Consider the following 25,061-nt stretch of genomic DNA (forward strand, 5'->3'; position numbering starts at 1 on the left):
AGCCACGCCTTTTTGTACTTCAGCTGGTGTAGTCAAACCGTTCAAGTTGACATCCAAATCCTTAGTCGCTACAAGGTTAGTCAAATCGGCCTTGCCGTCTTTAGCACCGTACACTTTGATGGTAGCTTTATAGCTGTGAGTTCCATTTTGTTTCAAAAGGTCAAGAAGCTCTTTATCTGATTTACCTTGAGTACCTGCCAAGTCCACTTCATAGAAGTAGAGGCCTTTGCCCAATTTCTCTACTGGTGGAAGAGCGGGGTTTTAGCTGAACCGTTATCTGACCATGGAGTCTTGTCTGAGGCTTTCAAATCAGACGAGTTAACATACCGTCACCAGCGAAGAACTCGTACGGGATAACTTGATTGACACCAGCTGTGAATGGACCTGGGAAATTAGCTTTATCCAAGTAAGTGGCTGGAACGTCCACTGTGTCTTTGGTGTTGTCAGCTACGCCTTTTTGGACTTCAGCTGGTGTAGTCAAACCGTTCAAGTTGACATCCAAATCTTTTGTTGCTACGAGGTTGCTCAAATCGGCCTTGCCATCTTTAGCACTGTAAACTTTGATGGTAGCTTTATAGCTTTGAGTGCCGTTTTGTTTCAAGAGATCAAGAAGCTCTTTATCTGATTTGCCTTGGGTACCTGCCAAGTCTACTTCGTAGAAGTAGAGGCCTTTGCCCAAGTTTTCTACTGGTGGAAGAGCGGGGTTTTTAGCCGAACCATTGTCTGACCATGGAGCCTTGTCTGAAGACTTCAAGATCAGGCGAGTCAACATACCGTCACCAGCGAAGAATTCGTATGGAATAACTTGGTTGACACCGGCTGTGAACGGTCCAGGGAAGTTGGCTTTATCCAAGTAAGTGGCTGGAACGTCCACTGTGTCTTTGGTGTTGTCAGCTACGCCTTTTTGGACTTCAGCTGGGGTGGTTGCTGGTTGCGCTTCACTTGCTTCACGGTCTTGTCCAGAAACTGCAGGCGTAGGATTTGTCGCAGGTTTAACCGTATCTTCTGTTTCTTTCTTAGATTCTGGTTTTGCTTGCACTTCTTCTTTTGGCGCTACCACTTGGTCTTTATCAGCTACATTCACTTTTTCTGGAGAGCTTGTAGCATCCAAGCTTGCTTTAGGTGTTGAGGCTGCTTTCTCTGAAGGAAGAGCTGTATCGACTGCTTCTTTGAGAACTTCTACTGGTAAGTCGCTCTTTTCACTCACCGAAGTAGCATCTGGTACGACTTGAGCAGGGGTTGGATTGACCACATCAGCACGTACAGAACTTGGTTGGCCAACTAGGACAAAAAAGCCACTGGCCACAACAACTGAGGCAACACCGACACTAAGACGGCGAATAGACCAACGAGTATATCTTTGATTTGGATTGAATTTCATAGGATTCTCCTTAGAGTTTTTCTTTATTTGATGACTCTAGTATAATCTCCTAAAATTAAAAAGGATTAAGAAAAAGTTAAAATTTTTCTTAAATCCCTCTTATAAAATACTTATATTAATTAAATCCATAAACAGATTTGGTAATTTGATAGACGACATTGGACAGTTTGCGGGCTGGCAGGACCGAATGTTTGGTCAAACGACTCAACATGGTCTTGCGAATGGCCTGAAAGACCTCTGGATTTTCCTGCTGAATATAGGTCCACAGCTCACGTTTTTTTGCCAGATGCTCCGTTGTTCCAGCTCGGTTGAGCAGGGCACTGGAAATCACCGTCGTAATCTCAATATGATTCAACAGATATTCTCGCATTTTGGGATGGCTCACTTGGGACAAATCAAGCTGGTCTACCAAGAGTCGATTGACCTTGAGTTGCTGGTCAATACGCTTAATCATCACTTGCTCATTGACTGACTGGTCCTCACGCCCAATCAAATAACGATAGAAATCAACAGGTAGATAGTACATGGTCTTGACCTGCTGAAGGGGGGTGAAGACGAAGAGATTATCGACATAAAAGGTATGCTCAGGCAGTTGGAACTGGCTCGCTCGCAACAAATCTGTCCGATAAATCAGCGAGTGCATCATGATATACTGACCTTTTGAGAAATTTCCGACCTGATCCCAGCCAAAAATCTGTTGGACAGGCAAAACTGACTCGTAACTCATACTCTTCTTACGAGACTGGCCTTCCTTTTCATAGACAAAATTGGTCACAAAGGCGTCCACTTCCTGCCCCTGGCTCTCAAGTTCCTGCAAGGTTTCAAGAATTTTCAAGTAGGCACGAGGATCTACCCAGTCATCACTATCAACTACTTTAAAATAACGTCCAGAAGCCTCCGCCAAGCCACGATTGACAGCACCGCCATGGCCCTTATTTTCCTGATAAATGGCTCTAACGATGTTAGGATACTTGTCGGCTAAACGCTCAGCTATTTCCTGAGTTTGGTCCTGAGAACCGTCATTGATAATCAAAATCTCAACTTGCTCACCACCAATCACTAGCGACTCCACACAGTAATGAAGATAGGCAGCGGCATTATAGCTAGGGATGGCGATAGACAATAACTTCATAATCTACTCCTTTAGGGGACTGATTTTTTCTTATACTCAATGAAAATCAAAGAGCAAACTAGAAAACTAGCCGTAGGCTGCTTAAAACACTGTTTTGAGGTTGCAGATAGAACTGACGAAGTCAGCTCAAAACACGGTTTTGGGGTTGTGGATAAGACTGACGAAGTCAGTTACCTATACCTATGATATCTACGGCAAGGCGACACTAGTATGGTTTAAAGAGATTTTCGAAGAGTATTACTCTCTCTTATCACTCCTTTCTATTCTACCATAAAGTCCCGTTTTTGAAGGACTTTTACTAGAATACAAGGGGTTCTGGTCTCAATTGGAATACAGGTCTCTCTATTTGCTATCTTGAACATCAAAAAAAGAGGGGATTCCCCTCCTTAGGAATTTAATTCTGCCAAGTCATCTAGATACTGGTTGTTAATGACTGCCAAGATATAGGAATCTGCTTTCAAGAGGTCATTAGGACCAAACTGGACATCCAAGGGTGAATTTTCTTGTTCACGAAATCCTAGGACATTGAGGTTGTATTTACCACGTAGATCCAGCTGACTTAGGCTTTGACCTGCCCAAACACTCGGAATTTTCATCTCCACGATAGACACATTTTTATCCAGTTGAAAGACATCCACATTGTTATGAAAGAGAATGGTCTGCGCTAGGGACTGCCCCATTTCATACTCTGGTGAGATCACTGAGTCGGCACCGATTTTTTCCAGCACTTTCTTAGCTGTCTGGCTTTTGACCTTGGCAATAACCCTTGGTACCCCCAAACTCTTACAGTGCATGACTGCAAGCACACTCGATTCCAGATTTTCCCCTGTTGCCACTACAACCGTATCACAGGTATCAATTCCTGCAGTTCTGAGGAGTTCCTCATCTGTAATATCGCCAACAACTCCACGCGCCAAAACTGGCTCAAACTGATTGATGTGCTCGGCGTGGTCATCAATGGCAATGATATTCATATCTTGCTTGGCTAGGGCCATTAGGACACTACTCCCGAAAATCCCCAAACCTAAAATTCCAATCGTACGATCTGACATCGTTCTTCCTTTCTTATCCAATACTAATATCTGCTTTCATATACTGAATCAAATCTTTCTTATCAGGCTGGTAATCCGCTAGACTAACCAACAAGGTCAAGGGACCGATACGGCCAATAAACATGAGCACCATGACAATGCTGAGAGCCAACTTGCCCAATTCTGGCGTCAGATTTGCCGTTACCCCAACTGTCGCAAGAGCTGAAATGGTCTCAAACATAAGGTAGATAAATCGCGGTGTTCCTTCTGCCGTAATTCCCAGCAACACCAAACCCAACAAGAAGGTCATCAAAAAGATAATGAAGACACTAAAGGATTTTTGGACTGTGCGAGCCTCAATAGTTCTCTGCGCAACATTGGCGTGAGGTAAGCCCAGCAATTCACTACGCGCAAAAACCAACAAGACAAAGAAAGTCGTAATCTTGAGACCCCCAGCCGTCCCTCCAGGCGCTCCACCGAGAAACATCTGTAGGATATAGATAAACAAGGTCACAGGCCGAGCTTGAGTGTAATCAATAGAAGCAAAACCAGCCGTTCTCATGCTGACGGTTTGGAAAAAGCTAACCAACACTTTCTCTGGAACACTGAGATTGCCAATGGTTCCTGGATTGTGCCACTCCGTAAAGAGTGTGGATACTGTCCCAAACAGCAAAATCCCTGCAGTCAAGAAGAGGACTAGCTTGGTGTGGAAACGCAGACGGCGTTTTTTCTTCTTGTCAAACTGGGTTGCCAAGTCAAACCAGACCATAAAGCCAAGACCACCTGTGATAATCAAGCCAGCAATGACCAGATTGATCAAGGGATCCGTCTGAAAAGCCACTAAACTGCTACTGCCGAAATTATCAAAACCAGCATTACAAAAGGCTGAAATGGCTAAAAAGATAGAGGTAAAAATGCCTCGTCCCCAGCCAAACTCAGGAATAAAACGGAAACTTAGCAGGAAGGCACCCAAGCCCTCCACCAGAAAAGTCGTCAAAAAGATGGACCGCATAAAGGCCTTCAGCGAGCGAGTCTCCCCGTAACTGAAGCTCTCCTGAATGGTTTCGCGACTGCGAAGACTGAGCTTTTGCTTTCCCTGAATATAAAAGACCCCGATAAAGGTCATGAGCCCCAGACCACCAATCTGTATCAAAAGCATACAAATCAACTGCCCCCAGACATTATAGGTGGTAGCCACCGGCTGCGTAAAGAGACCCGTCACACAGACCATAGAAACCGTCGTAAAGAGATGGTCAAAATAAGTAGCCTGCGAACCACTTGCCTGAACAAAAGGCAAACTCAAAAGGAGAGAGCCTATAAAAATAACTCCAGCGAAACTCAGAAAAATCCGACGAGCTGGCGAAAGTCCGCCCAAGGCTCTTTCAATTTTTTTCACAAATATTTTGAATAACATACATCCATTGTACCATAAAAAGTAGGAGAGTAGCTAGAACTGAGAGACTATCTCAAGACAGAGTTCCAAGGCCTTCTCGAAAGCTTCTGAACCCCAGTCACGACTGTCGTACTGGTCCAAGTCTGCTAAGGAATCAGCTGTGAACAGTAACTCTCCCCAGAGAACCCCACGCAGTTGGGCTACTGCCGCAAGCGCAGAACACTCCATCTCCACAACAGAACAGCCTTCTTCCTTGCGATAAGCCACCTTTTCAGCCGTTTCTCGGTAAAAACCGTCTGTCGTCCAGGTCATGACTTCTTCATAGGGAATCCCTCTGGCTTCCAAAACCTGCTCAATCGCAGTAATAGCCTCTGGCTGCATTTCCATATAACGAGAAGCTGCCACATAGTGATAACTAGCTCCTTCATCTCGCAGAGCCCGAACAGGTACTAGAAAGGCATTTTCCTCTATATCAGCTAGGACACCACAGGTCCCAGTCGAGATAATCTGCTCCACACCATAGCCAATCAACCAATCCATAAACTGGGCTGCTGGAGCTGAACCGACAGGAGACTGAGCCAGACAAATCTCCTCGCCCTTGTAATTGATAACATAGACTGGATAGGACTTAGTAGCAGAAACAAATTCGCCAACACAGTCCGCCCCTACTTCCCTTGCATAGCGGTCAATCTCCTCACCTAAAAAAGCATAGACACACTTCTTGGGCAAGTGCAAGTCCAGCCCCTCGTGATTAGGCATGATGACCGCCTGAGGGTTGTCATCAAACTCTAAAATAGGAATCGCATGTTTCTGAATCATAACCTACCTCCTCTAATTTTGTACTATTGTATCAAAAGCAGACAGAGTGTCAAGTAGGGGGCTGATAAACTGAGGAGAAAAAAGCATCCCAGTTTGAACTGCACCCCAAAAGTTAAATTTTTTCTGTCTAACTTTTGGGGTGCAGTTCACTTTTTAACCAGCTTTTTTTACTTCACAACAAGCTCATAACGTGTCTTGCTTGTAAAGGTTTGACCGACTTTAAGGATGACTTGGTCTTTGAGGTCACTGTGAATAGCATCTGGTAAAGCCTGTGCTTCAAGGGCAATCCCATTGTGCTGTACCATTGGCTGACCTCCTATGATGACACTTTCATCCACAAAGTTTGCTGTGTAGACTACAAAGCAAGGGGCCTCTGTCTTGAAAAGCAGGAAGCGACCTGAATTTTGGTCATAAAGGAAACCAGCATTGTCATGACCTGCAGGAAGGGCAAATGGATGATCCAAACCAAATACCAGCTGGATTTGCTCATCATCCTCTGCAAAGATGTCTTTCAACAAGGCACCATTGTAGATGTGTTTGACCACATCACGATTGGCGTCTGGAATTTTGGCAGGAACACCGTCGGGAGAGATTGGATAAATACCCTCTGTGTTTAGTTGGAAGACATGACGGTCAATCGTCTGCGTGAAATCACCAGACAAGTTGAAATAGCTGTGGTTGGTTGGATTGACCAGCGTATCCTGATCTGTCGTTACCTTGTAGCTAATTTCATAGGCACCAGTTTCTTCCAAGTGGTAACTGATCCAAATCTTGAGATTGCCAGGGAATCCTCCTGTCCCATCTGTACGCTCTGTGTAGAGGGTTAAGCCATGGTCACTCACTTCAACTAGTTCAAACAAGCTAGAATCCCAACCAGTTGAACCACTGTGATTACAGTTACTAGCATTATTAACCTCAAGGTCATAGGTCTTGCCATTGAGCTCAAATGTCGCGCCTGCAATACGGCCTGCTACAGGACCTACGCTAGCTCCATGCTTGGGACTATTGCCTACATAGCTATCAAAGTCATCAAATCCCAAAATAACATTGGCAAAATTTCCATCTTTGTCAGGCGTGACATAGCGCAAGATGGTCGCACCATAAGTCATAACCTCAAGCTGGTAGCCACCGTCTGTCTCAAAGCGATAGGCCAAGACATCCTTGCCCTCAATATTTCCAAATACATACTCTGTGTATGCTTTCATTCTGTTCTCCTTTTACTATTTCTCTCAAGCAAACAAACCATAGAAAGCGCCTTGACAATCTATGGTTTGCCTGATGATATACAAATCCTCTTGTCAAGAATTCATAAACACTGTCTTACTTTTGATATTCGTGGATGATCACACCTTGTACCACACGGTTTACGGTACCAGTAGGAGACGGCGTATCTGGTTTATTTTCTACCTTAAGTGAAGTCAATAGGGCAAAGAGTTGGGCATAAACGATGTAAGGGAAGACACGGTAAATATCGTTCAAGACACCACCACAGCCAAGGGCTACTTCTTTGACATTTTCAAGACCAAAGGCTTGATCACTCAAGAGCACAACACGACGAGCAATCTGGTCACCAGCCACTTCACGAACCAAGTCCAAATCGTACTTGCGAGTGTAGTCTGTCGTTGTACCAAATACCAAAACAACTGTATCTTCGTTGATCAATGATTTTGGACCGTGACGGAAGCCAACTGGGCTTTCATACATGGTCGCAACTTGACCAGCTGTTAATTCCAAAATCTTCAACTGAGCTTCATGAGCAAGACCGAAGAAAGGACCAGCACCAAGGTAGATGACGCGGTTAAAGTCGAGGTCAACAAGTTCTTTGACATCTTCTGCATTGTCTAGAATTTTACGGGCAAGACTAGATACAACTTCAAAACGTTCAGCTTTAACAGCAAATTCTGTAGGATCAAAGACCAAGAGAGCTGTTAGCATCATAGAGGTAAAGCTAGAAGTCATGGCAAAGCCAGCATCATTAGAAGCAGCTGGTTGCAAAAGCAAAAGATTGCGGTCATCACCATGGGCTTGAAGAGCCAACTCACCATCCGCTGCACAAGTAATCGTCACTTGATAAAGCTCATCCACCAAGGATTTGGCTAAATCAACAGTCGCCACACTTTCAGGCGAGTTCCCACTACGAGCAAAAGATACTAGGACAGTTGCCACATCTTTTTTCAAATAAGTTTCTGGATTGGCAACAATATCTGTGGTCGCAATAGCATTGAAATTCCATTTGCGTTCGTCGTAGACTTCCTTAAAGTAAGGTACCAAGGTATCTCCCACATAAGCAGAAGTCCCAGCACCTGTCAAAATAACCTTGATATAGTCATGTTTATCAGCAATCCCTTGTAGGAAGGCTGCAATTTCTTCACGCTTTGCTTGATAAGATTCAAAAGCTTCTTTCCATACATCAGGCTGTTGGTAGATTTCACGTGTAGTGATTTCTGCACCCAACTCGAGTAAGTCTTCTTTTGTATAATGTAGCATTGAGTTCCTCTTTTTCTATTAAAGATGGGAATGGGAGTAAGCCCCATTCCCATGTATATTCTATATAAAATGTTCTAACGATTTTCACGTTGTCACATCTTATTCATCTTCGTCATCATCGAAGCCCGCTAACAGGTCATTGACTTTCACGATGCTTTCTGCAGCACGGCTCTTATAGTCCGCATCTGCGCCTGTAAGACTCGCATTGATAAATTCAATCACCATTGGAAGATTCATCCCTGCGTAAAGGTCAATATCACGACCTTCCATAATCAAACGACTTACCACGTTACATGGTGTTCCACCGAGAAGATCCGCAAAGACTAGGAAATCATCCAATCCTTCAATAGCAGCTTCAAATTTTGCAGTAAATTCTTCTGGGCCATCTTCTGGAAGAAGAGCCACTGCATGAATATTGTCTTGTGGCCCCATAATCATTTCAGTGCTACCTTTAAGTTCTTCACAGAAACGACCATGGCTCACCAAAATTAATGATTTAGTCATAAATTATGCGCCCATTCCAAGTACAAATTTACCAAAGGCAGAAAGAGCCAAAGCAAGTACGATAATAATACCGATAGCTTTAGTAGAGTTCATACCTTTCTTACCAAGCAACCAGAAGATAAAGGCAGTAAAGATTGCTGGAAGCAAACGTGGGAAGATTTGGTTCAAGATGTCTTGGAAGTCAATCATCTTTTCACCGATTGGCAATTTATAAGAAATTTCAAAGTTGATCATTGTTGCTACAAGAGCACCCATCATGAAGACACCAAGTACAGATGCAGCGTCAATCAAAGCTGTCAAAGTACTTTGCATGTTGTTAATAAGGTTAACCCCTTCTTTGTAGGCAAATTCCAACTGTTTCCAACGGAAGATGTCATAAGCAACTGCAACTGCAATCCAAAGGAAGATACCCCAAGGTTGCCCAGCGATAGCCATAGTTGCTGCGATAGAACCCATGATAGCAGGTACAAGTGAACCAAAGATCGTATCTCCAAGAGGAGCGAATGGTCCCATCAAACCTGTCTTGATACCGTTAACGGCATCTTTTGAACCTACACCATCTTTTTCTTCCATGGCAAGGTCAAAACCAGCGATAATGGTGTGGAAGAATGGTGAAGTATTGAAGAATTGAGTATGAACTTTCATCATTTCTTTCAATTCAGGAGTTCCATCCCCATACATTTTACGCAATTGAGGCAAGATCATGTAAAGGTAACCAGAAGCTTGCATACGTTCGTAGTTCCAACCCAATTGGAAAGTAAACAAGCTACGTTTGTTGATTTGATTAAAATCTTCTTTTGTAAGTTTGTAATTAGAATTCGTCATCTTCGATTTCCCCACTTTCTGATGGTGTAGAAGGTGCTGCTACAACTACTTTTTGGCTATTTTTGAAGTGAAGCACTGCAAGGAAGATACCTACGATAGAGATACCAATCATAGACAATCCTTTGAAGTTGTTCACAAAACCAATTTTTTCAGCAACATCTTTCGGTAGAGTACCTACGATACCAGCAACAGCGCCACCAAGACCTGTTACGTATGAGTAAAGAACAGTCAACATAGCTGTCAAACCAAATCCCATAGCAAGGTAGTGAAGGTTACGTTTAACTGGAAGGTAACGAAGCAAGATTGCAAATCCAAGACCTGGAAGCATACGTCCTGCAAGTGTCAAACCATCTGCAACCCATTGGTATTCTTTAACGAAGTCTACAACTGATTGTACGAAGGCACCACCAAAGGCAAGCGCGAAGAAGACTGGAAGGGCACGAGATAGAGCCCAAGGAATCGCACCAAGCAAGTAGTTGCGTTCAATACCTTTGTAGTCAAAGCGTTCGATTGCAGCATCCACACGGTGAGCGAAGAAAGTAGTTGTCATACGTCCAAGAACGTCGAAGTAAGTCAAGAGAGCTGCTACTGGCACAGCGATTGTTGTAATCGCAAGTGCTGTATCAATTCCTTGTGAAACAGAGAAAGCTGTCGCAAGAACCGCACCAGAAGTTGCGTCGATACGAGAAGCACCACCGAAGGTACCAACCCCAAGAACGAACAGTTGCAAGTTACCACCGATAAGCAGACCAGTAGTCACATCTCCCATGATTAAACCAGTAATGAAACCAGCAAATACAGGGGAACCTGCAGATGAAACGATCGTCAACTCATCACAGATTTGATAAGCTGAGTACAAAGTGAGAAGTAAAATTTGCCACCATTGTATCATAACAATGACCTCCTAAAAATTTTTTCCTATTTTAATAAGCTCAAAAAGTCTGAAACTGGATCATTTGGAACCATTTGAGCAGTAAGTTTAACACCTTTTTCTGCCAGTTTGTGGAAGTCTTCCACATCCTTATCCACTACGTTGATAGAACGTGTGATGGCGCGAGTTTCTGGTGTTTGAGACATATTCCCAACATTGAGAGTTTCAAGTGGTACACCTGCTTCTACCAAACCAAGGAAACGGTCTGGTTTACGAGCAACGATAAAGAGACGTTGGCTATCGTATTTACCAGCAAGAATATTGGCTGCCGCTTTTTCAATTGGCAAAATACTCAATTTCACACCTGGTGGTGTCGCAAGTTTCAAACCACTCTTTTCAACGTCATTGTTGACAACTTCATCGTCCACAACCATAATACGTGAAACATTTAGTTTTCCAGCCCATAGATTGGCTACTTGTCCGTGGATCAAACGTCCATCGATACGGCATCCTACAATTGTCATAAATTTTCCCCCTTTATGTGTTTTAGTGTAGGTTTACGAGTTAAATGAATCTCTTCTTTATATTCACCTTCTGTTTCAAAGATAATGATGCGGTTGACACCTTCCTTGAGATAGCTATGCGGAATATAAAGCGAGAGTGTTGGGCCAACGTTCCAAAAACGTCCTAGATTCTGCCCATTGACAAAGGCAACTCCCTTACCAAACTCAGACAAGTCTAGGTAGGTATCTTTTGGCTCTTCGACTGTAAAGTCATAAGCGTAAAAGGCTGGTTGTCCTTCTGTCCATCCTTTTGAAAAATCAATTTTCTCAGGATTATCTAGTGGGAGTGGATAGTGTTTCCAGTTTAGTAAGAAATGCAAATCCTTACAAACCCCTGTCCGAATTCCCTTACGTTGCGTATCCGCTAAGAACTTGTGCCCATAGTTGACACGCCCCATATTTTCTACCAAGATATCCAATCTAGATAGCGCTTTCTTTTGACCTTGATAAAAAATATCTTCCCCAATCTCGGTTTGATATTGGGTTTCAACCCACTGACCATCGATATAAAGCTGAGCCCTATCCCGACCATCAATGATACGAAGTCTTTCTTCTTCTGCATCCCAGTTTGTTTCTGTTCGATAGAGTAGATAGCCATAACTTTGTCCCAACTCCTCCATCTTTTGAGGATAAAGGCTTTCTACTGGACTAGATAAGCTATCCAAGGTTTCAAACAAGGAAACTTTTTCAACTAGTGGAATAGCATTCACCTTCATACTTTCCTTATAGAGCGGTTCCAACTGCGGATACTCTGGAAAATGTGTTGCCATCATCTTCTTGACTGCCAAGTACTTAGCCGTTGGATTTCCTTCTTCATCCAGAAGGGCATCGTAATCATATGATGTGACTTGTGGCAAGTCCAAGGTCCCTCGAGCCGAGCAACCATTCATGAAACCAAAGTTTGTACCACCATGGAACATGTATAGATTGATGGAACCTTGCTCCAAAACTTCTCGAACTGCATCTGCCAACTCTTTCGGATCCCGTGTGATAATCGGTTCTTTCCAACGATTGAACCAGCCATCCCAGAACTCCATACACATGAGTGGCCATTTCTTACCATGCTCATCAAAGAATTCCTGCATCTGTGAAAAGTTGTAAGGTGCCTTAGAACCAAAGTTACCTGTCACAAAGAGGTCATCTTCGATTAAGGTGCCAGCTTTCAGAGTAGCTCGCCATGGACCATCTGATGTAAAGAGGGGACAGGTTACGCCACGCTCTTCCATCAACTGCCGAATGGCTCTCAGATAAGCCTTGTCTTCTCCATAAGAACCATACTCATTTTCAACCTGCATCATGAGAATATTGCCACCCTTGTCCAACAAATGTGGAACCAATCTTGGCAATAATTGATCATAGTAACGACCAACTGCCTCGATATATGCTGGGTCGGATGAGCGAATTCGCATGTCTTTGGTTAAGAGCCAAGCTGGTAAGCCACCGAATTCCCACTCCGCACAGATAAAGGGTGACGGACGAACGATAGCGTAAAGCCCCAAATCTTGTGCTATCTGGAGAAATCGCTCCAAATCCTGAGCCCCTTCAAAGTGAAACTCACCCTCACGAGGCTCGTGTAAATTCCAGGCAACATAAGTCTCTACAGTATTAAAACCAAGAGCCTTCAAATTATAGAGCGAATGATACCAATCTTCTGGAGGAACCCTAAAATAATGAATGGCGCCAGATAAAATCTTAAATGATTTTCCATCGAGATAAAAATCATCCCGTATCTCAAATCGTGTCATATTACTACCTTCTGACAATTAAAGTTTACGCTTTCATTTGTTGATATAGTAACTATATCTCAATATTTTGCATTTGTCAATAGGTTTTCACAATTTTTTTCATTTTTAACTAACTTTTACACAAAAAACTTATAAAAATCTCTAATTTATAACAATAGTATCCTTTAAAAACATGTATAAAAATGTATGTTTTCCTATTAATTTCGATGTAAATTAACCTTTTACCCTATTATTCTAATTTTTTTATTCAAAACTCTACTATTCTTTTCAATTTTATGGTAAAATTTTTAGTGGAAAAGGAAAATCGAGGTGAAAACATGGCAATTCCAAAGTATCAATATATTAAAGATGAGTTAAAGAACAAAATCATTTCTGGTCAATTTGCCAGTGGAGATAAATTCTACACTGAAGCTGAATTGATTGCAATGTATGATGTAAGTTCTATAACCGTTGTCCGCGCCTTAAACGATCTTGCCAAAGATGGCTATATTGTCCGCCAACAAGGAAAGGGTACATTCGTTTCACGCGCACGCAAACACAAACTCGTAGAGTTTTCAGATGTAGAAGTTTTTGAAACTAAAGATGATAAAGTTACTGTCCTTTCTATTGAACGTGGCAACAAATTAAACTACTTAGAAAAACTTGGACTACGTGGTGACCAGTTCTACTACAAGATTGAACGCGTACGCGAAACAAATGGTGTCGTATACATCTACCACACATCTTACATTCCAGAACAATACATCAACGCAAATTATCCAAATCTTGAATATTATAGTTCTATCTATAACCGTTTCAAATCAGATTACCACATTCACATGAATGATGAACATTTTGAAGAAATCAATGAAATCACATTTCCAACTCCAGAACATGCGGCTTCGGCCCTCGGAGTCGATGAGCAATTCCCAACAGTTTTACAAACCAAGACTACTAGGCTAGAATCTACTGGCCAAGTTCTCGCATACAGCGAAACTTATAAACGAGCGGATTATTATAAAATCAAATTCATTTCATGTGACCGTGATCATTAAGATGAAAGCCTGAGCCTTGCTTGGGCTTTTTCTATGTATTATAGCACGAAAAAACGACTATAAAAACGCTGTTAAATATATTTATTTGTAGCATTTTTACTAAAAATAAGTTAAAAATTACTGATTTTTCCTTGATTTTACCTCCCCATATAAATTGTTATTTCCAAAATTTTATGACTTGCTCCGCTTATTATAATTATTATATAAACCTGCTTGACTTTTTACTATATAGATAATAAAATTAAATTGGTTTTATGTAAACGTTATCAAAATAGTTGTATCAAGGAGGTTTTATCATGAAACTAGACAAGAAACAGCGTTTCTCAATCCGCAAGTATGCAGTCGGAGCAGCTTCTGTACTGATAGGATTTACCTTCAGTGCGCAAGTCGTATCTGCAGATGGACCCACACCAGCACCAAAAGCTACTGAAACTTTGCAAGCTGTGCCGGATAGCCCACAAGCATCAGAAGCACCAATTCAAGATAAAGAAGAAAAACTTGTAAAACAAGCTGATAAAACTGTAAAAGAGAAAGTCAAAACTGAAAAGGATGCTGTTAACACAGTCCTTCCAAAAACAGAAAATGCAGTAGCACCAGTAGTAACAGAACATGGCAGCCCAGCCTCTACTACGGAAGTAGAGAGCACAACTCAAGTGGAAAAAAGCGCAGAGAGTGCTAATACTGAAAAGAAAAACGAGCCTGCTACTCCTGCTGTACTCGCACCGACTACTGAACGTGCCACTCAAGTTAATGAAAAACTATCGAAAAAGAAAATTGTTTCTATTGATGCTGGACGTAAATATTTCTCACCAGAACAACTAAAAGAAATTATCGATAAAGCGAAACATTATGGCTACACTGATTTACACCTATTAGTTGGAAATGATGGGCTCCGCTTCATGTTGGACGATATGAGCATCATAGCTAACGGCAAGACCTATGCCAGTGACGATGTCAAACGTGCCATTGAAAAAGGTACAAATGATTATTACAACGATCCAAACGGCAATCACTTAACAGAAAGTCAAATGACAGACCTGATTAACTATGCCAAAGATAAAGGTATCGGTCTCATCCCAACAGTAAATAGTCCTGGTCACATGGATGCTATTCTCAATGCCATGAAAGAATTGGGAATCCAAAACCCTAACTTTAGCTATTTTGGGAAAGAATCAGCCCGTACCGTAGATCTTGACAACGAACAAGCGGTCGCTTTTACAAAAGCCCTTATCGATAAATATGCTGCTTATTTCGCGAAAAAGACTGAAATCTTCAACATCGGACTTGATGAATATGCCAATGATGCAACAAACGCTAAAGGTTGGACTGTCCTTCAAACAAAAGGAAAATATAGTAAATTCATCACTTACGCTAATGATCTTGCTCACATCGTCAAGTCGCACGGTCTTAAACCAATGGCCTTCAATGATGGTATTTACTACAATAGTGATACTAGCTTCGGAACTTTTGACAAAGATATCATCGTTTCAATGTGGACTGGTGGTTGGGGAGGTTACGACGTCGCTTCTTCTAAACTTCTAGTAGAAAAAGGTCACCAAATCCTAAACACTAACGATGCTTGGTACTATGTTCTTGGGCGAAATGCAGATGGCCAAGGTTGGTACAACCTTGATCAAGGATTAAACGGTATCAAGAACACTCCAATCACTTCGGTTCCAAAATCCGACGGAGCAACTATTCCATTCATCGGTGGTATGGTAGCTGCTTGGGCTGACACTCCATCTGCACGTTATTCACCATCACGCCTCTTCAAACTCATGCGTCAATTCGCAAATTCTAATGCTGAATACTTCGCAGCTGATTATGAGTCTGCAGAACAAGCACTTAACGAGGTACCAAAAGACCTTAACCGTTATACTGCAGAAAGTGTCGCGGCTGTCAAAGAAGCTGAAAAAGCCATTCGCTCACTTGATAGCAACCTCAGTCGCGCCCAACAAGACACGATTGACCAAGCAATTGCAAAACTTCAAGAAGCAGTCAGCAATTTGACCTTCACACCAGAAGCTCAAAAAGAAGAAGATGCTAAACGTGAGGTTGAAAAACTTGCTAAAAACAAGGTGATTTCAATCGATGCTGGACGCAAATACTTTACTCTTGACCAACTCAAACGCATCGTAGATAAGTCCAGCGAGCTCGGATATTCTGATGTCCATCTCCTTCTAGGAAATGACGGACTTCGCTTCCTACTCGATGATATGACTATCACTGCCAACGGAAAAAGCTATGCAAGTGATGATGTCAAAAATGCCATCATCCAAGGAACAAAAGCTTACTACGACGATCCAAACGGTACTGCACTTACACAGGCAGAAGTGGCAGAATTAATTGAATACGCTAAATCTAAGGGTATCGGTCTCATCCCAGCTATCAACAGCCCAGGTCACATGGATGCTATGCTAGTTGCCATGGAAAAATTGGGTATTAAAAATCCTCAAGCCCACTTTGATAAAATTTCAAAAACAACTATGGACTTGAAAAACGAAGAAGCGATGAACTTTGTAAAAGCCCTCATCGGTAAATACATGGACTTCTTTGCAGGAAAAACAAAGATTTTCAACTTTGGTACTGACGAATACGCTAACGATGCGACTAGTGCCCAAGGCTGGTACTACCTCAAATGGTATCAACTCTATGGCAAGTTTGCCGAATATGCCAACACCCTCGCAGCTATGGCAAAAGAAAGGGGTCTTCAACCAATGGCCTTCAACGATGGCTTCTACTATGAGGACAAGGACGATGTTCAGTTTGACAAAGAGGTCTTGATTTCTTACTGGTCTAAAGGCTGGTGGGGATATAACCTGGCATCACCTCAATACCTAGCAAGCAAGGGTTATAAGTTCTTGAATACCAACGGAGACTGGTACTATGTTATAGGCAATCACAAACAAGATGAAGCTTATCCTCTTTCAAAGGCAATTGAAAATTCTGGAAAAGTTCCATTCAATCAACTAGCTTCTACCAAATATCCTGAAGTAGACCTTCCAACAGTCGGAAGTATGCTTGCTATCTGGGCAGACAAGCCAAGTGCAGAGTACAAGGAAGAAGAAATCTTTGAACTTATGACTGCCTTTGCAGACCACAACAAAGACTACTTCCGCGCTAATTATAATGCTCTCCGTGAAGAAATCGCACAAATTCCTGAAAACTTAGAAGGATACAGCAAGGAAAGCTTGGATGCCCTAAGTGCGGCTAAAACAGCTCTAAATTACAACCTCAATCGTAATAAACAAGCTGAACTTGACACACTTGTAGCCAAACTAAAAGCCGCTCGCTTAGGTCTCAAACCAGCTGCAACTCACTTAGGAAGCCTGGATGAAAATGAAGTGGCTGCCAATGTTGAAACCAGACCAGAACTCATCACAAGAACTGAAGAAATCCCATTTGAAGTTATCAAGAAAGAAAATCCTAACCTCCCAGTTGGTCAGGAAAACATTATTACAGCAGGAGTCAAAGGTGAACGAACTCATTACATCTCTGTCCTTACTGAAAATGGAAAAATAACAGAAACAGTCCTTGATAGCCAGGTAACCAAAGAAGCTGTTAACCAAGTTGTCGAAGTCAGAACTCTAGTAACACATGTAGGCGATGAAAACGAACAAGCCGCTATTGCTGAAGACAAACCAAAACTAGAAATCCCAAGGCAACCAACCAGAGCAAAAGCAGAAGAACAACAACTCCCTGCAACAGGAAGTCAAGACTCTGCAGGCTTGGTCGCAGCAGGACTCATGGCCACACTAGCAGCCTATGGACTCACTAAAAGAAAAGAAGACTAAGCCTTTTAGATACAAAAATAAACAGCGAAATTAAAGCTCGCTGTTTATTTTTTAATTAATCACCAAGTCCAAGACGTTCAAAGATATCGTCCACTCGTTTAGTGTAATAAAGAGGGTTGAAGATCTCATCGATTTCTTCTTGTGTGAGGCGTGATGTCACCTCTGGATCTGCCTCAAGAAGTGGTTTAAAGTCCACTTGATTATCCCACGAGTAGGCTGTTTTTGGTTGCACTAGGTCATAGGCTTGCTCACGAGTCATACCCTTTTCAATCAAGGTCAACATGGCACGTTGGCTGAAAATGAGACCGAAAGTTGAGTGCATGTTGCGGATCATGTTTTCTGGGAAGACTGTCAAGTTCTTGACGATATTTCCAAAACGGTTAAGCATGTAATCAATCAAGATGGTTGTATCTGGTGTGATGATACGCTCAGCTGATGAGTGTGAAATGTCACGTTCATGCCAAAGAGCGACGTTCTCATAGGCTGTAAGCATGTGACCACGGATAACACGCGCAAGACCAGTCATGTTTTCAGAACCGATTGGGTTGCGTTTGTGAGGCATGGCTGAAGACCCTTTTTGACCTTTAGCAAAGAACTCTTCTACTTCACGTTGTTCAGATTTTTGCAAGCCACGAATCTCAGTCGCCATACGTTCGATTGAAGTCGCGATACTAGCAAGGACTGCAAAATACTCAGCGTGAAGGTCGCGAGGAAGCACTTGTGTAGAGATTTCTTGAGCACGGATACCAAGCTTGTCGCAGACGTATTGCTCCACAAATGGTGGGATATTTGCAAAGTTACCAACCGCACCAGAAATCTTACCAGCTTCCACACCAGCAGCCGCATGCTCGAAACGCTCGATATTGCGCTTCATTTCGCTGTACCACGTCGCCAATTTAAGACCAAAAGTTGTCGGCTCAGCGTGCACACCGTGGGTACGACCCATCATGATGGTGAACTTGTGCTCCTTAGCCTTGTCAGCGATGATGTTGGTGAAGTTTTCAAGGTCACGACGGATAATGTCGTTGGCCTGCTTGTAGAGGTAACCGTAGGCTGTATCCACCACGTCGGTAGAAGTCAAACCATAGTGAACCCACTTTCGCTCTTCACCAAGAGTCTCAGAAACCGCACGTGTGAAAGCAACCACATCGTGACGAGTCTCTTGCTCAATCTCCAAAATACGGTCGATGTCAAAGTCCGCCTTCTCGCGAATCAAAGCCACATCTTCCTTAGGGATCTCCCCCAACTCAGCCCATGCCTCGTCAGCCAAGATTTCCACCTCAAGCCAAGCACGGTATTTATTTTCTTCACTCCAAATGTTCGCCATCTCAGGGCGAGAGTATCGGTTGATCATTGTTTTTCTCCTATATAATATTGCAAAGTTATAGAGCTAATCCTTTGTTAATTATTCTTTTCTGTACCTCTGTTAGCAAGGAATTGTTTAAGTTTATCCCTGATTCTCTATAAAATTCACTAGCTTTTTTTCTAATTTCGGACTTTTTTGTAATTTCAATATTTTGAAAAGATGACTTAACAAATTTACCATCTTCAAATTTTGTTTCAAAAAATCTTGTAGATATATTTCCTTTACTTAATAAGGTATCAAATAGAATATAGCCATCTCCAATACCTAACTCCCTTATCTGTTTCTCAATATCAAGGAGATAAGAAAGCGGAGAATCATAAGAACATGAATAAACAATTGCCATATACTTATCCAATTCAAGTTCTACTATGCGAAACATTTTCTACCTCCTTTAAATTTTTAATACTAATAGAATAGTCTATAATATTCTTCGATTTTAGTCAAACATTTTACAATGATATCTCGAGCAGTTGCCTCATCTTCAATCAACGCAGTCTCATCTAAAGAAAGTCCAGGTTCAAACTTTTTCCAATGGAAATAACTATTTCTCTCGTCACTCAATATTTGATACAATTCGCCTATATATGTTAGAAACTGTTCTTTTTTAGTTGGGTATTTATTTTCAACATTCATATGGTAGCAAGATTGTAAAACATAGCTGTATTCGCCCTCACTTGATACCTTATCAAACATATAAAACGATGTTGTCATTGGTTGCCCTTTAGAATTTAACTTAGTTAGCCAATCAATACCAAGCTTACTTAAAACCCATCTTAAATGACCCTCTAAAGCACGATAAGCTGGAAAAGTGTACACTGTATAATCTTCCCAATTAGATTTAAGATTTTTAAAAATCAAAGCTTGTTTTACAGTTTTTCTTAATTGATCACTAGATAATTTATCAAAAGAATTTGACATTAGATCAGAAATATCATCTTGAATAATTGAATCATCAATATGACTTTCGAAGAATCCACTCTCATTTAACTTATTACTAATCTCATCTGTCTCAAATAACTGAGTTATTATTTCAATAGATTCTAAAAATAATAATTTTGGTTTACCCTGCAATAATAATTTTCCAATACCTCCCGATAGTTTATTAAAATAGGTAATTGTCAAAGTTTCTTTCTGAACTCCTTTAAATTTCCAGGTTGGAAAACCATTCCCCTCAGAATGAGGTAACTCACTTTCATAAAAAGAAGACTCCTTAATTAAAGATATTACACTTTCAATATCCTCATAACTAATGCTCCTTGCAATAAACCACGGGTCTTTCTTATCTTTTTGGGTGACTCCTTTTTTACAATTTTTAGCTATATATCGGCATAATTCAATCTTCAATTCTGAAAACTGGACATTACCATTATTACTTTGTAATGTCGTTTTACCATCGGTACGATAAAACATATCTAAGAAAAATGTACCACTATTTGTTGAAATATTACATCGATACAGCCCTTGGGTTGCATTTTTTAATTCTAATTCATCAGCAACTTGAGCATCTAAATGCGGCTTAGTTGCCAAAAATTCTTTAATAGTCTCGAAGAGCTGTTCTCTATTTAAATCAAGATTTTTAAAAATATCATTCATTACATTTCTCCTAAAATTTTATTTCGTAATTTTTAGATTCCTTAGCCTCGATTTTTGCACTCAATATATTACTATTGAAATTCAATTTATATGAGATGTTTTTGATCTCTCCAACCTTTTTTCCTTCTTGTTTCCAGATATTCTTAATAAATTTAAGAATCTTTTTATCACTAATCATAAACTCATTATAATAAATGATATTATCTTTTTTATCGTTCTCATCACTTGAAATTAAATAGTTATAAAATTCTATGCCTAATTGATTATCAGATAAGTTATCATTAGTATTAGAATCACCTTCTTTTATTGCTCTTTTCGCTAATTGATCTGCTAATTCGTTAAACTTTACACCACTATGCGCTTTAACCTTGTTAAAATAAACTTTTACTTGTGATGATAAACTATCATATTTAACTTTATAATCTCTTGAAACCGACTTATTTGTCTTCCACTCACCTACAGCCCACGACTTAATCCCCTCGTAGTCATAGAAAATTGCAATCCTCGAAATATGATTGTCAATAGCCCATTCCATAGCTCGCAGAGCTGCCTTTACCTCTCCTGCAATCTGATAACTTTCAATATATTTTTCATCAGAACCTGAAAATGAAATTTTTTTTATTACTTCATTCTCCTTGGTAATGACAACACCTGAACCGTATGTATTTGTATTTCTATCAAACGAACCATCTACATAAACTTCATACTCAACTAGATTACTCGATTGGCTCTGATTAGAATCTTCAAGATAAGATTTAGCCTCCTCAAACGAAGAGAAAGATTTAAACTTTGCATTAGGAAATCCTTTAACTTGTGCTTCTGCTTCTCCCCATGTCTCAAAAATTCCAGTTTGTCTGCCTAACTTTACAGCGTAGTATTTCATATTTTCTTTCACCTATCTTTCATTTTCTTAAGGACTCAAATTAGAGGACTCCTCAAACTCCTCTTTCTCAATAAACACAGACGGATAGTGATCTAGTGTATTCAAATCCGTATCCAGCGGTAAACTATAGATATCTAAGTAGTTTTCAGGGTATTGTGTAGCTAGTTCTTCATATTTAGCTTGTACCTTATTCTGGTCAGCACTAGCAAACAAGACTTCGACAACTGCTCCAGTCTTATCCTTTTCAACAAATGCATTTACGATTATTTGAATCATATATTTCTCCTAAAAATCAATCCCTTCCCCAAACTCAACCACACTATCTGGCACATCATTAAACAAAGTCACATGTCCCATCTTGCGGTTATGCTTCGCTTCTATTTTACCATACATGTGGAGATGGGCGCTTGGATTTTCTGTGACATATTTTTCAGCAGCCTCGACGTGCTGGCCGAGGACATTGAGCATGACAGCTGGCGCATGTAGTTTAATGTCTGGCAATGGTGCTCCCAGAACGCCCAGAATATGGGTATCAAACTGAGAGAAGCCACAGGCTTCAATCGAGTAGTGGCCAGAATTGTGTGGACGTGGGGCAATTTCGTTGACAATAATATCATCAGCTGTCGCAAACATTTCCACACAAAGAGTTCCAGACAAGTTGAGTTGTTCTGCGATTCGAACCGCCATAGCTTTGGCCTTAGCTGCTAAACTGTCTGAAATGCGAGCAGGTACAATGGTCTTAGACAGGATGTTATTGCGGTGGATATTTTCCTGAACTGGGAAGACTGTCACATCCTTGCCATTTCCTGACACGATGACAGAGATCTCAAGGTCGAAGTTGACAAATTCTTCCAAGACACAGTCTGCAGAAGCAGCCAGTGCATAGGCTTCTTCCAAATCTGCTTCTGAACGAATGACCTTTTGACCATGGCCATCATAACCACCTGTCGCAGTCTTTAGGACATAGTTTTTGGACAGGTCAATCTCCGCCAAGTCTTGGCTAGAAGTCACAACCTTGTAAGGTGCCACAGTGACTTTTGCCTTGTTTGAAAGGAAGTCCTTTTCAAAAATACGATTTTGCGAAATGCGAAGGAGGTCTGTTCCTTGAGGGAGTTGCCCATCCTTGATGACAGCATCCAAACCGTCTGCATCGACATTTTCAAATTCATAGGTAAGAACATCACAGCGATCTGCCAACTGACGGAGGGCATCCACATCGTTATAAGGCGCCACGATGATTTCCGCTACACGAGAGACTGGACAATCCGCCGCTGGATCCAGCGCGATAATCTTGTGCCCCATGTAAATAGCAGAAATGGCCATCATCTGTCCCAGCTGACCGCCACCGATAATTCCGATTGTTTTAGATGAGCTCATTTGTCGACTCCTCTGCGATTTTTCCTTGTTCTTCTGCGAAATCTGCCAAAGCTGTCGCGATAGCCTGATCCTCTACTGACAGGAGACGGAGGGCAAAGAGAGCCGCATTGGTCGCTCCTGCTTCACCGATAGCCATGGTTGCGACTGGTACTCCACCCGGCATCTGTACGATAGAGTAGAGCGAGTCCACGCCACTAAGGGCACGAGACTTGACGGGCACACCAATGACTGGAAGGGTTGTTTTGGCTGCTACCATGCCTGGTAAGTGAGCAGCGCCACCCGCACCTGCAATGATAACCTTGATGCCACGGCTACGTGCTTCTTCTGCATGCTTGAACATGAGGTCTGGCGTGCGGTGGGCAGAAACAACTTTCTTTTCGTAGGCTACACCGAAGCGGTCTAGGACTTCGGCGGTTTTTTGCATGGTTGCCCAATCGGATTTTGAGCCCATGATGATGGAAATTACGGGTTTCATTTCTTCTCCTTTTTCCTCTTTTTCAACAATCACCTTAGGTTGTGAGGGACGGCAGCAGCCACCAAAGGTGTCTCATGCCTAAATTGGAAGCCCAAGGTCTTCCAATTTCCCTGAACGATTGGATTGTCATCCAATCGTTCTTTCACAGCGGCGGTGATTGTTCTATATTAGCTCGCTAACGCTCGCAAATCAAACGACCATTATCGTGTTTGGCGACTGCGTCGCTTTTTCTTATATCTTTATCTAATTGCCTTGCTTCCGATATCTGTTCGGTAAAAGAGACCTTCTGTTTGTTGTTGGGCAAGCTCTTGGTAAACGGTATCTTGGGCTTCTTTGACGGTGTCGGCTGTGGTGACGAGCATATAGACACGTCCGCCGTTTGAGAGCAGTGCTCTGCTATTTTCCGCAAACTTAGCCCCTGCATAGTAGGTGATGATATCGCCTTCTGTCTTGGCTGGCAACTTGACACCTTTTTCATAGTCTAACGGGTAACCGTTGGATGCGACAACCACACCCAGAGTCACACTCTTGTCCGTCCACGTGATGTTTGGCTCCTTGCCATCCAGAATATCTGTGATATTTTGGGCAAAATCAGAGGTTAATCGAGGTAGAATAATCTGAGTTTCAGGATCTCCAAAGCGAGCATTAAACTCGATAACCTTAGGTCCATCAGCTGTCAAGATAAGCCCTGCGTAAAGAACTCCCAGATAAGGGCGACCTTCTTTAATCATCCCTTCGAGGACTGGCTTGACAATAGTCTCCACCGCTGTATCAACTACACTCTGTGGCAAGTGAGGAACTGGCGCATAGGCACCCATCCCCCCCGTGTTAGGCCCCTTATCGCCATCATAAGCACGTTTGTGGTCTTGCGCTGTCGGCATGATATAGAACTTGTCGCCATTGACAAAGGCAAAGAGTGAAAATTCCTCTCCTTCAAGGAATTCCTCAATAACTACACGTGCACCTGAGTCACCAAATTTATTGTCCAAAAGCATCTCATGAGCGGCTTCGACCGCTTGCTTAACCGTCTCAGCAACAACGACACCTTTCCCAAGTGCCAAACCATCTGCCTTGACTACGATAGACGCACCCTCTTTTTCGATATAGGCCTTGGCTTCCTCAAAGTCTGAGAATGTGCCATAGGTTGCTGTCGGAACTCCGTATTTAACCATGATTTCCTTGGCAAAATCCTTAGACCACTCAAGTTCAGCCGCAGCCTTAGTCGGACCAAAAGCTTTGAGTCCTGCCGCATTGAAATCATCCACAATCCCAGCTGCAAGGGCGTCATCTGGACCGATAAAGGTCCAAGCAATATCGTTGGTTTTTGCAAACTCAATCAATTTAGAATGTTCGGAAATGGAGATATTTACCAACTCCAAACCATCCAGAGTCATCCCATCATTCCCAGGAGCTACAAATACTTTTTCAACGTCTTTTGACTCAAGTAACTTCTTAGCAATCGCATGTTCACGACCACCCGAACCGACAACTAACAGCTTCATTCCTCAACCTCTTTTGCGAATTATTTAATAATATTATATCACAAACGTTCGTTTTAATCTAATTATATCTACAAGTAGAAAAATACAACATAGAGTAAACTTACTGAAGCTAGTTCATTTTTTAAATCTTTAAACACTTAATGAGGTTGGGACAAAAAAAATTTTGACTTTAGAATAGATTTAGTATAAATTACACTTTGTTATGCTTTATAAATGTTGATTCTGTAGTATTTTTAGAATTTACATATTAAATAAAATAGATTAAACTTTACTCCAAGTGGACAAA

Annotated in this window: 22 protein-coding genes and 1 pseudogene; 2 read left to right on the forward strand and 21 right to left on the reverse strand. The window is 41.7% G+C overall.

The window, feature by feature from the left end; translation table 11 throughout:
- The 12 genes and pseudogenes from HMPREF0851_RS16560 to HMPREF0851_RS13950 all read right to left on the reverse strand — a co-directional run.
- Positions 1-1,381, reverse strand: a pseudogene (locus tag HMPREF0851_RS16560) (SSURE domain-containing protein); the annotation flags it as partial.
- Between the two features lie 115 nt (positions 1,382-1,496).
- Positions 1,497-2,513 (reverse strand): glycosyltransferase family 2 protein, encoded by a 1,017-nt coding sequence (locus HMPREF0851_RS13900; protein WP_000771878.1) that lies wholly within the window; start codon positions 2,511-2,513, stop codon positions 1,497-1,499.
- A gap of 386 nt (positions 2,514-2,899) precedes the next feature.
- Positions 2,900-3,565, reverse strand: a complete 666-nt coding sequence (locus HMPREF0851_RS13905) for a potassium channel family protein (protein WP_001283904.1) — start codon at positions 3,563-3,565, stop codon at positions 2,900-2,902.
- 13 nt (positions 3,566-3,578) lie between these two features.
- On the reverse strand, positions 3,579-4,958 hold the full coding sequence (locus HMPREF0851_RS13910; RefSeq protein ID WP_000897665.1) for a TrkH family potassium uptake protein: 1,380 nt from the start codon (positions 4,956-4,958) through the stop codon (positions 3,579-3,581).
- A gap of 33 nt (positions 4,959-4,991) precedes the next feature.
- Complete coding sequence (locus HMPREF0851_RS13915) at positions 4,992-5,756, reverse strand: nucleoside phosphorylase (RefSeq protein WP_000614981.1); 765 nt, start codon at positions 5,754-5,756, stop codon at positions 4,992-4,994.
- Between the two features lie 167 nt (positions 5,757-5,923).
- Positions 5,924-6,961 (reverse strand): aldose epimerase family protein, encoded by a 1,038-nt coding sequence (locus tag HMPREF0851_RS13920; protein ID WP_000649446.1) that lies wholly within the window; start codon positions 6,959-6,961, stop codon positions 5,924-5,926.
- Between the two features lie 115 nt (positions 6,962-7,076).
- Positions 7,077-8,243, reverse strand: a complete 1,167-nt coding sequence (locus tag HMPREF0851_RS13925) for an SIS domain-containing protein (protein WP_000903535.1) — start codon at positions 8,241-8,243, stop codon at positions 7,077-7,079.
- Between the two features lie 99 nt (positions 8,244-8,342).
- Positions 8,343-8,747 carry a PTS sugar transporter subunit IIA gene (locus tag HMPREF0851_RS13930; protein WP_000167444.1) on the reverse strand — a complete coding sequence of 135 codons (405 nt, stop codon included), beginning with the start codon at positions 8,745-8,747 and terminating at the stop codon, positions 8,343-8,345.
- Between the two features lie 3 nt (positions 8,748-8,750).
- Positions 8,751-9,572: a PTS system mannose/fructose/sorbose family transporter subunit IID gene (locus tag HMPREF0851_RS13935; protein ID WP_000185286.1), complete on the reverse strand. Its 822-nt coding sequence runs from the start codon at positions 9,570-9,572 to the stop codon at positions 8,751-8,753.
- Positions 9,559-10,464, reverse strand: a complete 906-nt coding sequence (locus HMPREF0851_RS13940; protein WP_000617012.1) for a PTS mannose/fructose/sorbose/N-acetylgalactosamine transporter subunit IIC — start codon at positions 10,462-10,464, stop codon at positions 9,559-9,561. Before HMPREF0851_RS13940 ends, HMPREF0851_RS13935 begins: the two co-directional genes overlap by 14 nt.
- Before the next feature lie 26 nt (positions 10,465-10,490).
- A complete protein-coding gene (locus tag HMPREF0851_RS13945) occupies positions 10,491-10,967 on the reverse strand; it encodes a PTS sugar transporter subunit IIB (protein WP_000156971.1) in 477 nt (158 codons plus the stop codon).
- The gene (locus tag HMPREF0851_RS13950; RefSeq protein WP_000196569.1) at positions 10,964-12,751 is read right to left on the reverse strand and encodes a glycoside hydrolase family 35 protein; all 1,788 of its coding nucleotides are present in this window, start codon (positions 12,749-12,751) and stop codon (positions 10,964-10,966) included. Before HMPREF0851_RS13950 ends, HMPREF0851_RS13945 begins: the two co-directional genes overlap by 4 nt.
- A gap of 317 nt (positions 12,752-13,068) precedes the next feature.
- Here HMPREF0851_RS13950 and HMPREF0851_RS13955 point away from each other — a divergent pair, with 317 nt between their 5' ends.
- Both HMPREF0851_RS13955 and strH read left to right on the forward strand, forming a co-directional pair.
- Positions 13,069-13,785, forward strand: coding sequence for a GntR family transcriptional regulator (locus HMPREF0851_RS13955; RefSeq protein ID WP_001007192.1), 717 nt, complete (start codon positions 13,069-13,071; stop codon positions 13,783-13,785).
- Between the two features lie 296 nt (positions 13,786-14,081).
- A complete protein-coding gene (strH, locus tag HMPREF0851_RS13960) occupies positions 14,082-17,579 on the forward strand; it encodes an LPXTG-anchored beta-N-acetylhexosaminidase StrH (protein WP_000762585.1) in 3,498 nt (1,165 codons plus the stop codon).
- A 55-nt stretch (positions 17,580-17,634) separates the two neighbouring features.
- On the opposite strand, the gene purB is transcribed toward strH, so the two are convergent.
- From purB to purD, 9 genes are all read right to left on the reverse strand, one after another.
- The gene (gene purB, locus HMPREF0851_RS13965; RefSeq protein ID WP_000610727.1) at positions 17,635-18,933 is read right to left on the reverse strand and encodes an adenylosuccinate lyase; all 1,299 of its coding nucleotides are present in this window, start codon (positions 18,931-18,933) and stop codon (positions 17,635-17,637) included.
- A 28-nt stretch (positions 18,934-18,961) separates the two neighbouring features.
- Complete coding sequence (locus tag HMPREF0851_RS13970) at positions 18,962-19,324, reverse strand: type II toxin-antitoxin system RnlB family antitoxin (protein WP_000488499.1); 363 nt, start codon at positions 19,322-19,324, stop codon at positions 18,962-18,964.
- 26 nt (positions 19,325-19,350) lie between these two features.
- Positions 19,351-20,538 carry a type II toxin-antitoxin system RnlA family toxin gene (locus tag HMPREF0851_RS13975; RefSeq protein WP_000997850.1) on the reverse strand — a complete coding sequence of 396 codons (1,188 nt, stop codon included), beginning with the start codon at positions 20,536-20,538 and terminating at the stop codon, positions 19,351-19,353.
- Positions 20,539-20,548: 10 nt separating this feature from the next.
- Positions 20,549-21,421 (reverse strand): viroplasmin family protein, encoded by an 873-nt coding sequence (locus HMPREF0851_RS0104360; RefSeq protein ID WP_000878577.1) that lies wholly within the window; start codon positions 21,419-21,421, stop codon positions 20,549-20,551.
- A 27-nt stretch (positions 21,422-21,448) separates the two neighbouring features.
- On the reverse strand, positions 21,449-21,697 hold the full coding sequence (locus HMPREF0851_RS13980) for a hypothetical protein (RefSeq protein ID WP_000614691.1): 249 nt from the start codon (positions 21,695-21,697) through the stop codon (positions 21,449-21,451).
- Positions 21,698-21,706: 9 nt separating this feature from the next.
- A complete protein-coding gene (gene purK, locus HMPREF0851_RS13985) occupies positions 21,707-22,798 on the reverse strand; it encodes a 5-(carboxyamino)imidazole ribonucleotide synthase (RefSeq protein WP_000099007.1) in 1,092 nt (363 codons plus the stop codon).
- On the reverse strand, positions 22,785-23,273 hold the full coding sequence (gene purE, locus HMPREF0851_RS13990; protein WP_000805604.1) for a 5-(carboxyamino)imidazole ribonucleotide mutase: 489 nt from the start codon (positions 23,271-23,273) through the stop codon (positions 22,785-22,787). Before purE ends, purK begins: the two co-directional genes overlap by 14 nt.
- A 29-nt stretch (positions 23,274-23,302) precedes the next feature.
- On the reverse strand, positions 23,303-23,419 hold the full coding sequence (locus HMPREF0851_RS16565; RefSeq protein ID WP_083804103.1) for a phosphoribosylaminoimidazole carboxylase: 117 nt from the start codon (positions 23,417-23,419) through the stop codon (positions 23,303-23,305).
- Between the two features lie 93 nt (positions 23,420-23,512).
- Entirely contained in the window at positions 23,513-24,775 is a 1,263-nt protein-coding gene (gene purD / locus HMPREF0851_RS13995; protein WP_000772224.1) for a phosphoribosylamine--glycine ligase, read from the reverse strand.
- Positions 24,776-25,061 lie beyond the last annotated feature (286 nt).

Source organism: Streptococcus sp. M334 (genome assembly GCF_000187745.1).
Taxonomy (GTDB): Bacteria; Bacillota; Bacilli; order Lactobacillales; family Streptococcaceae; genus Streptococcus.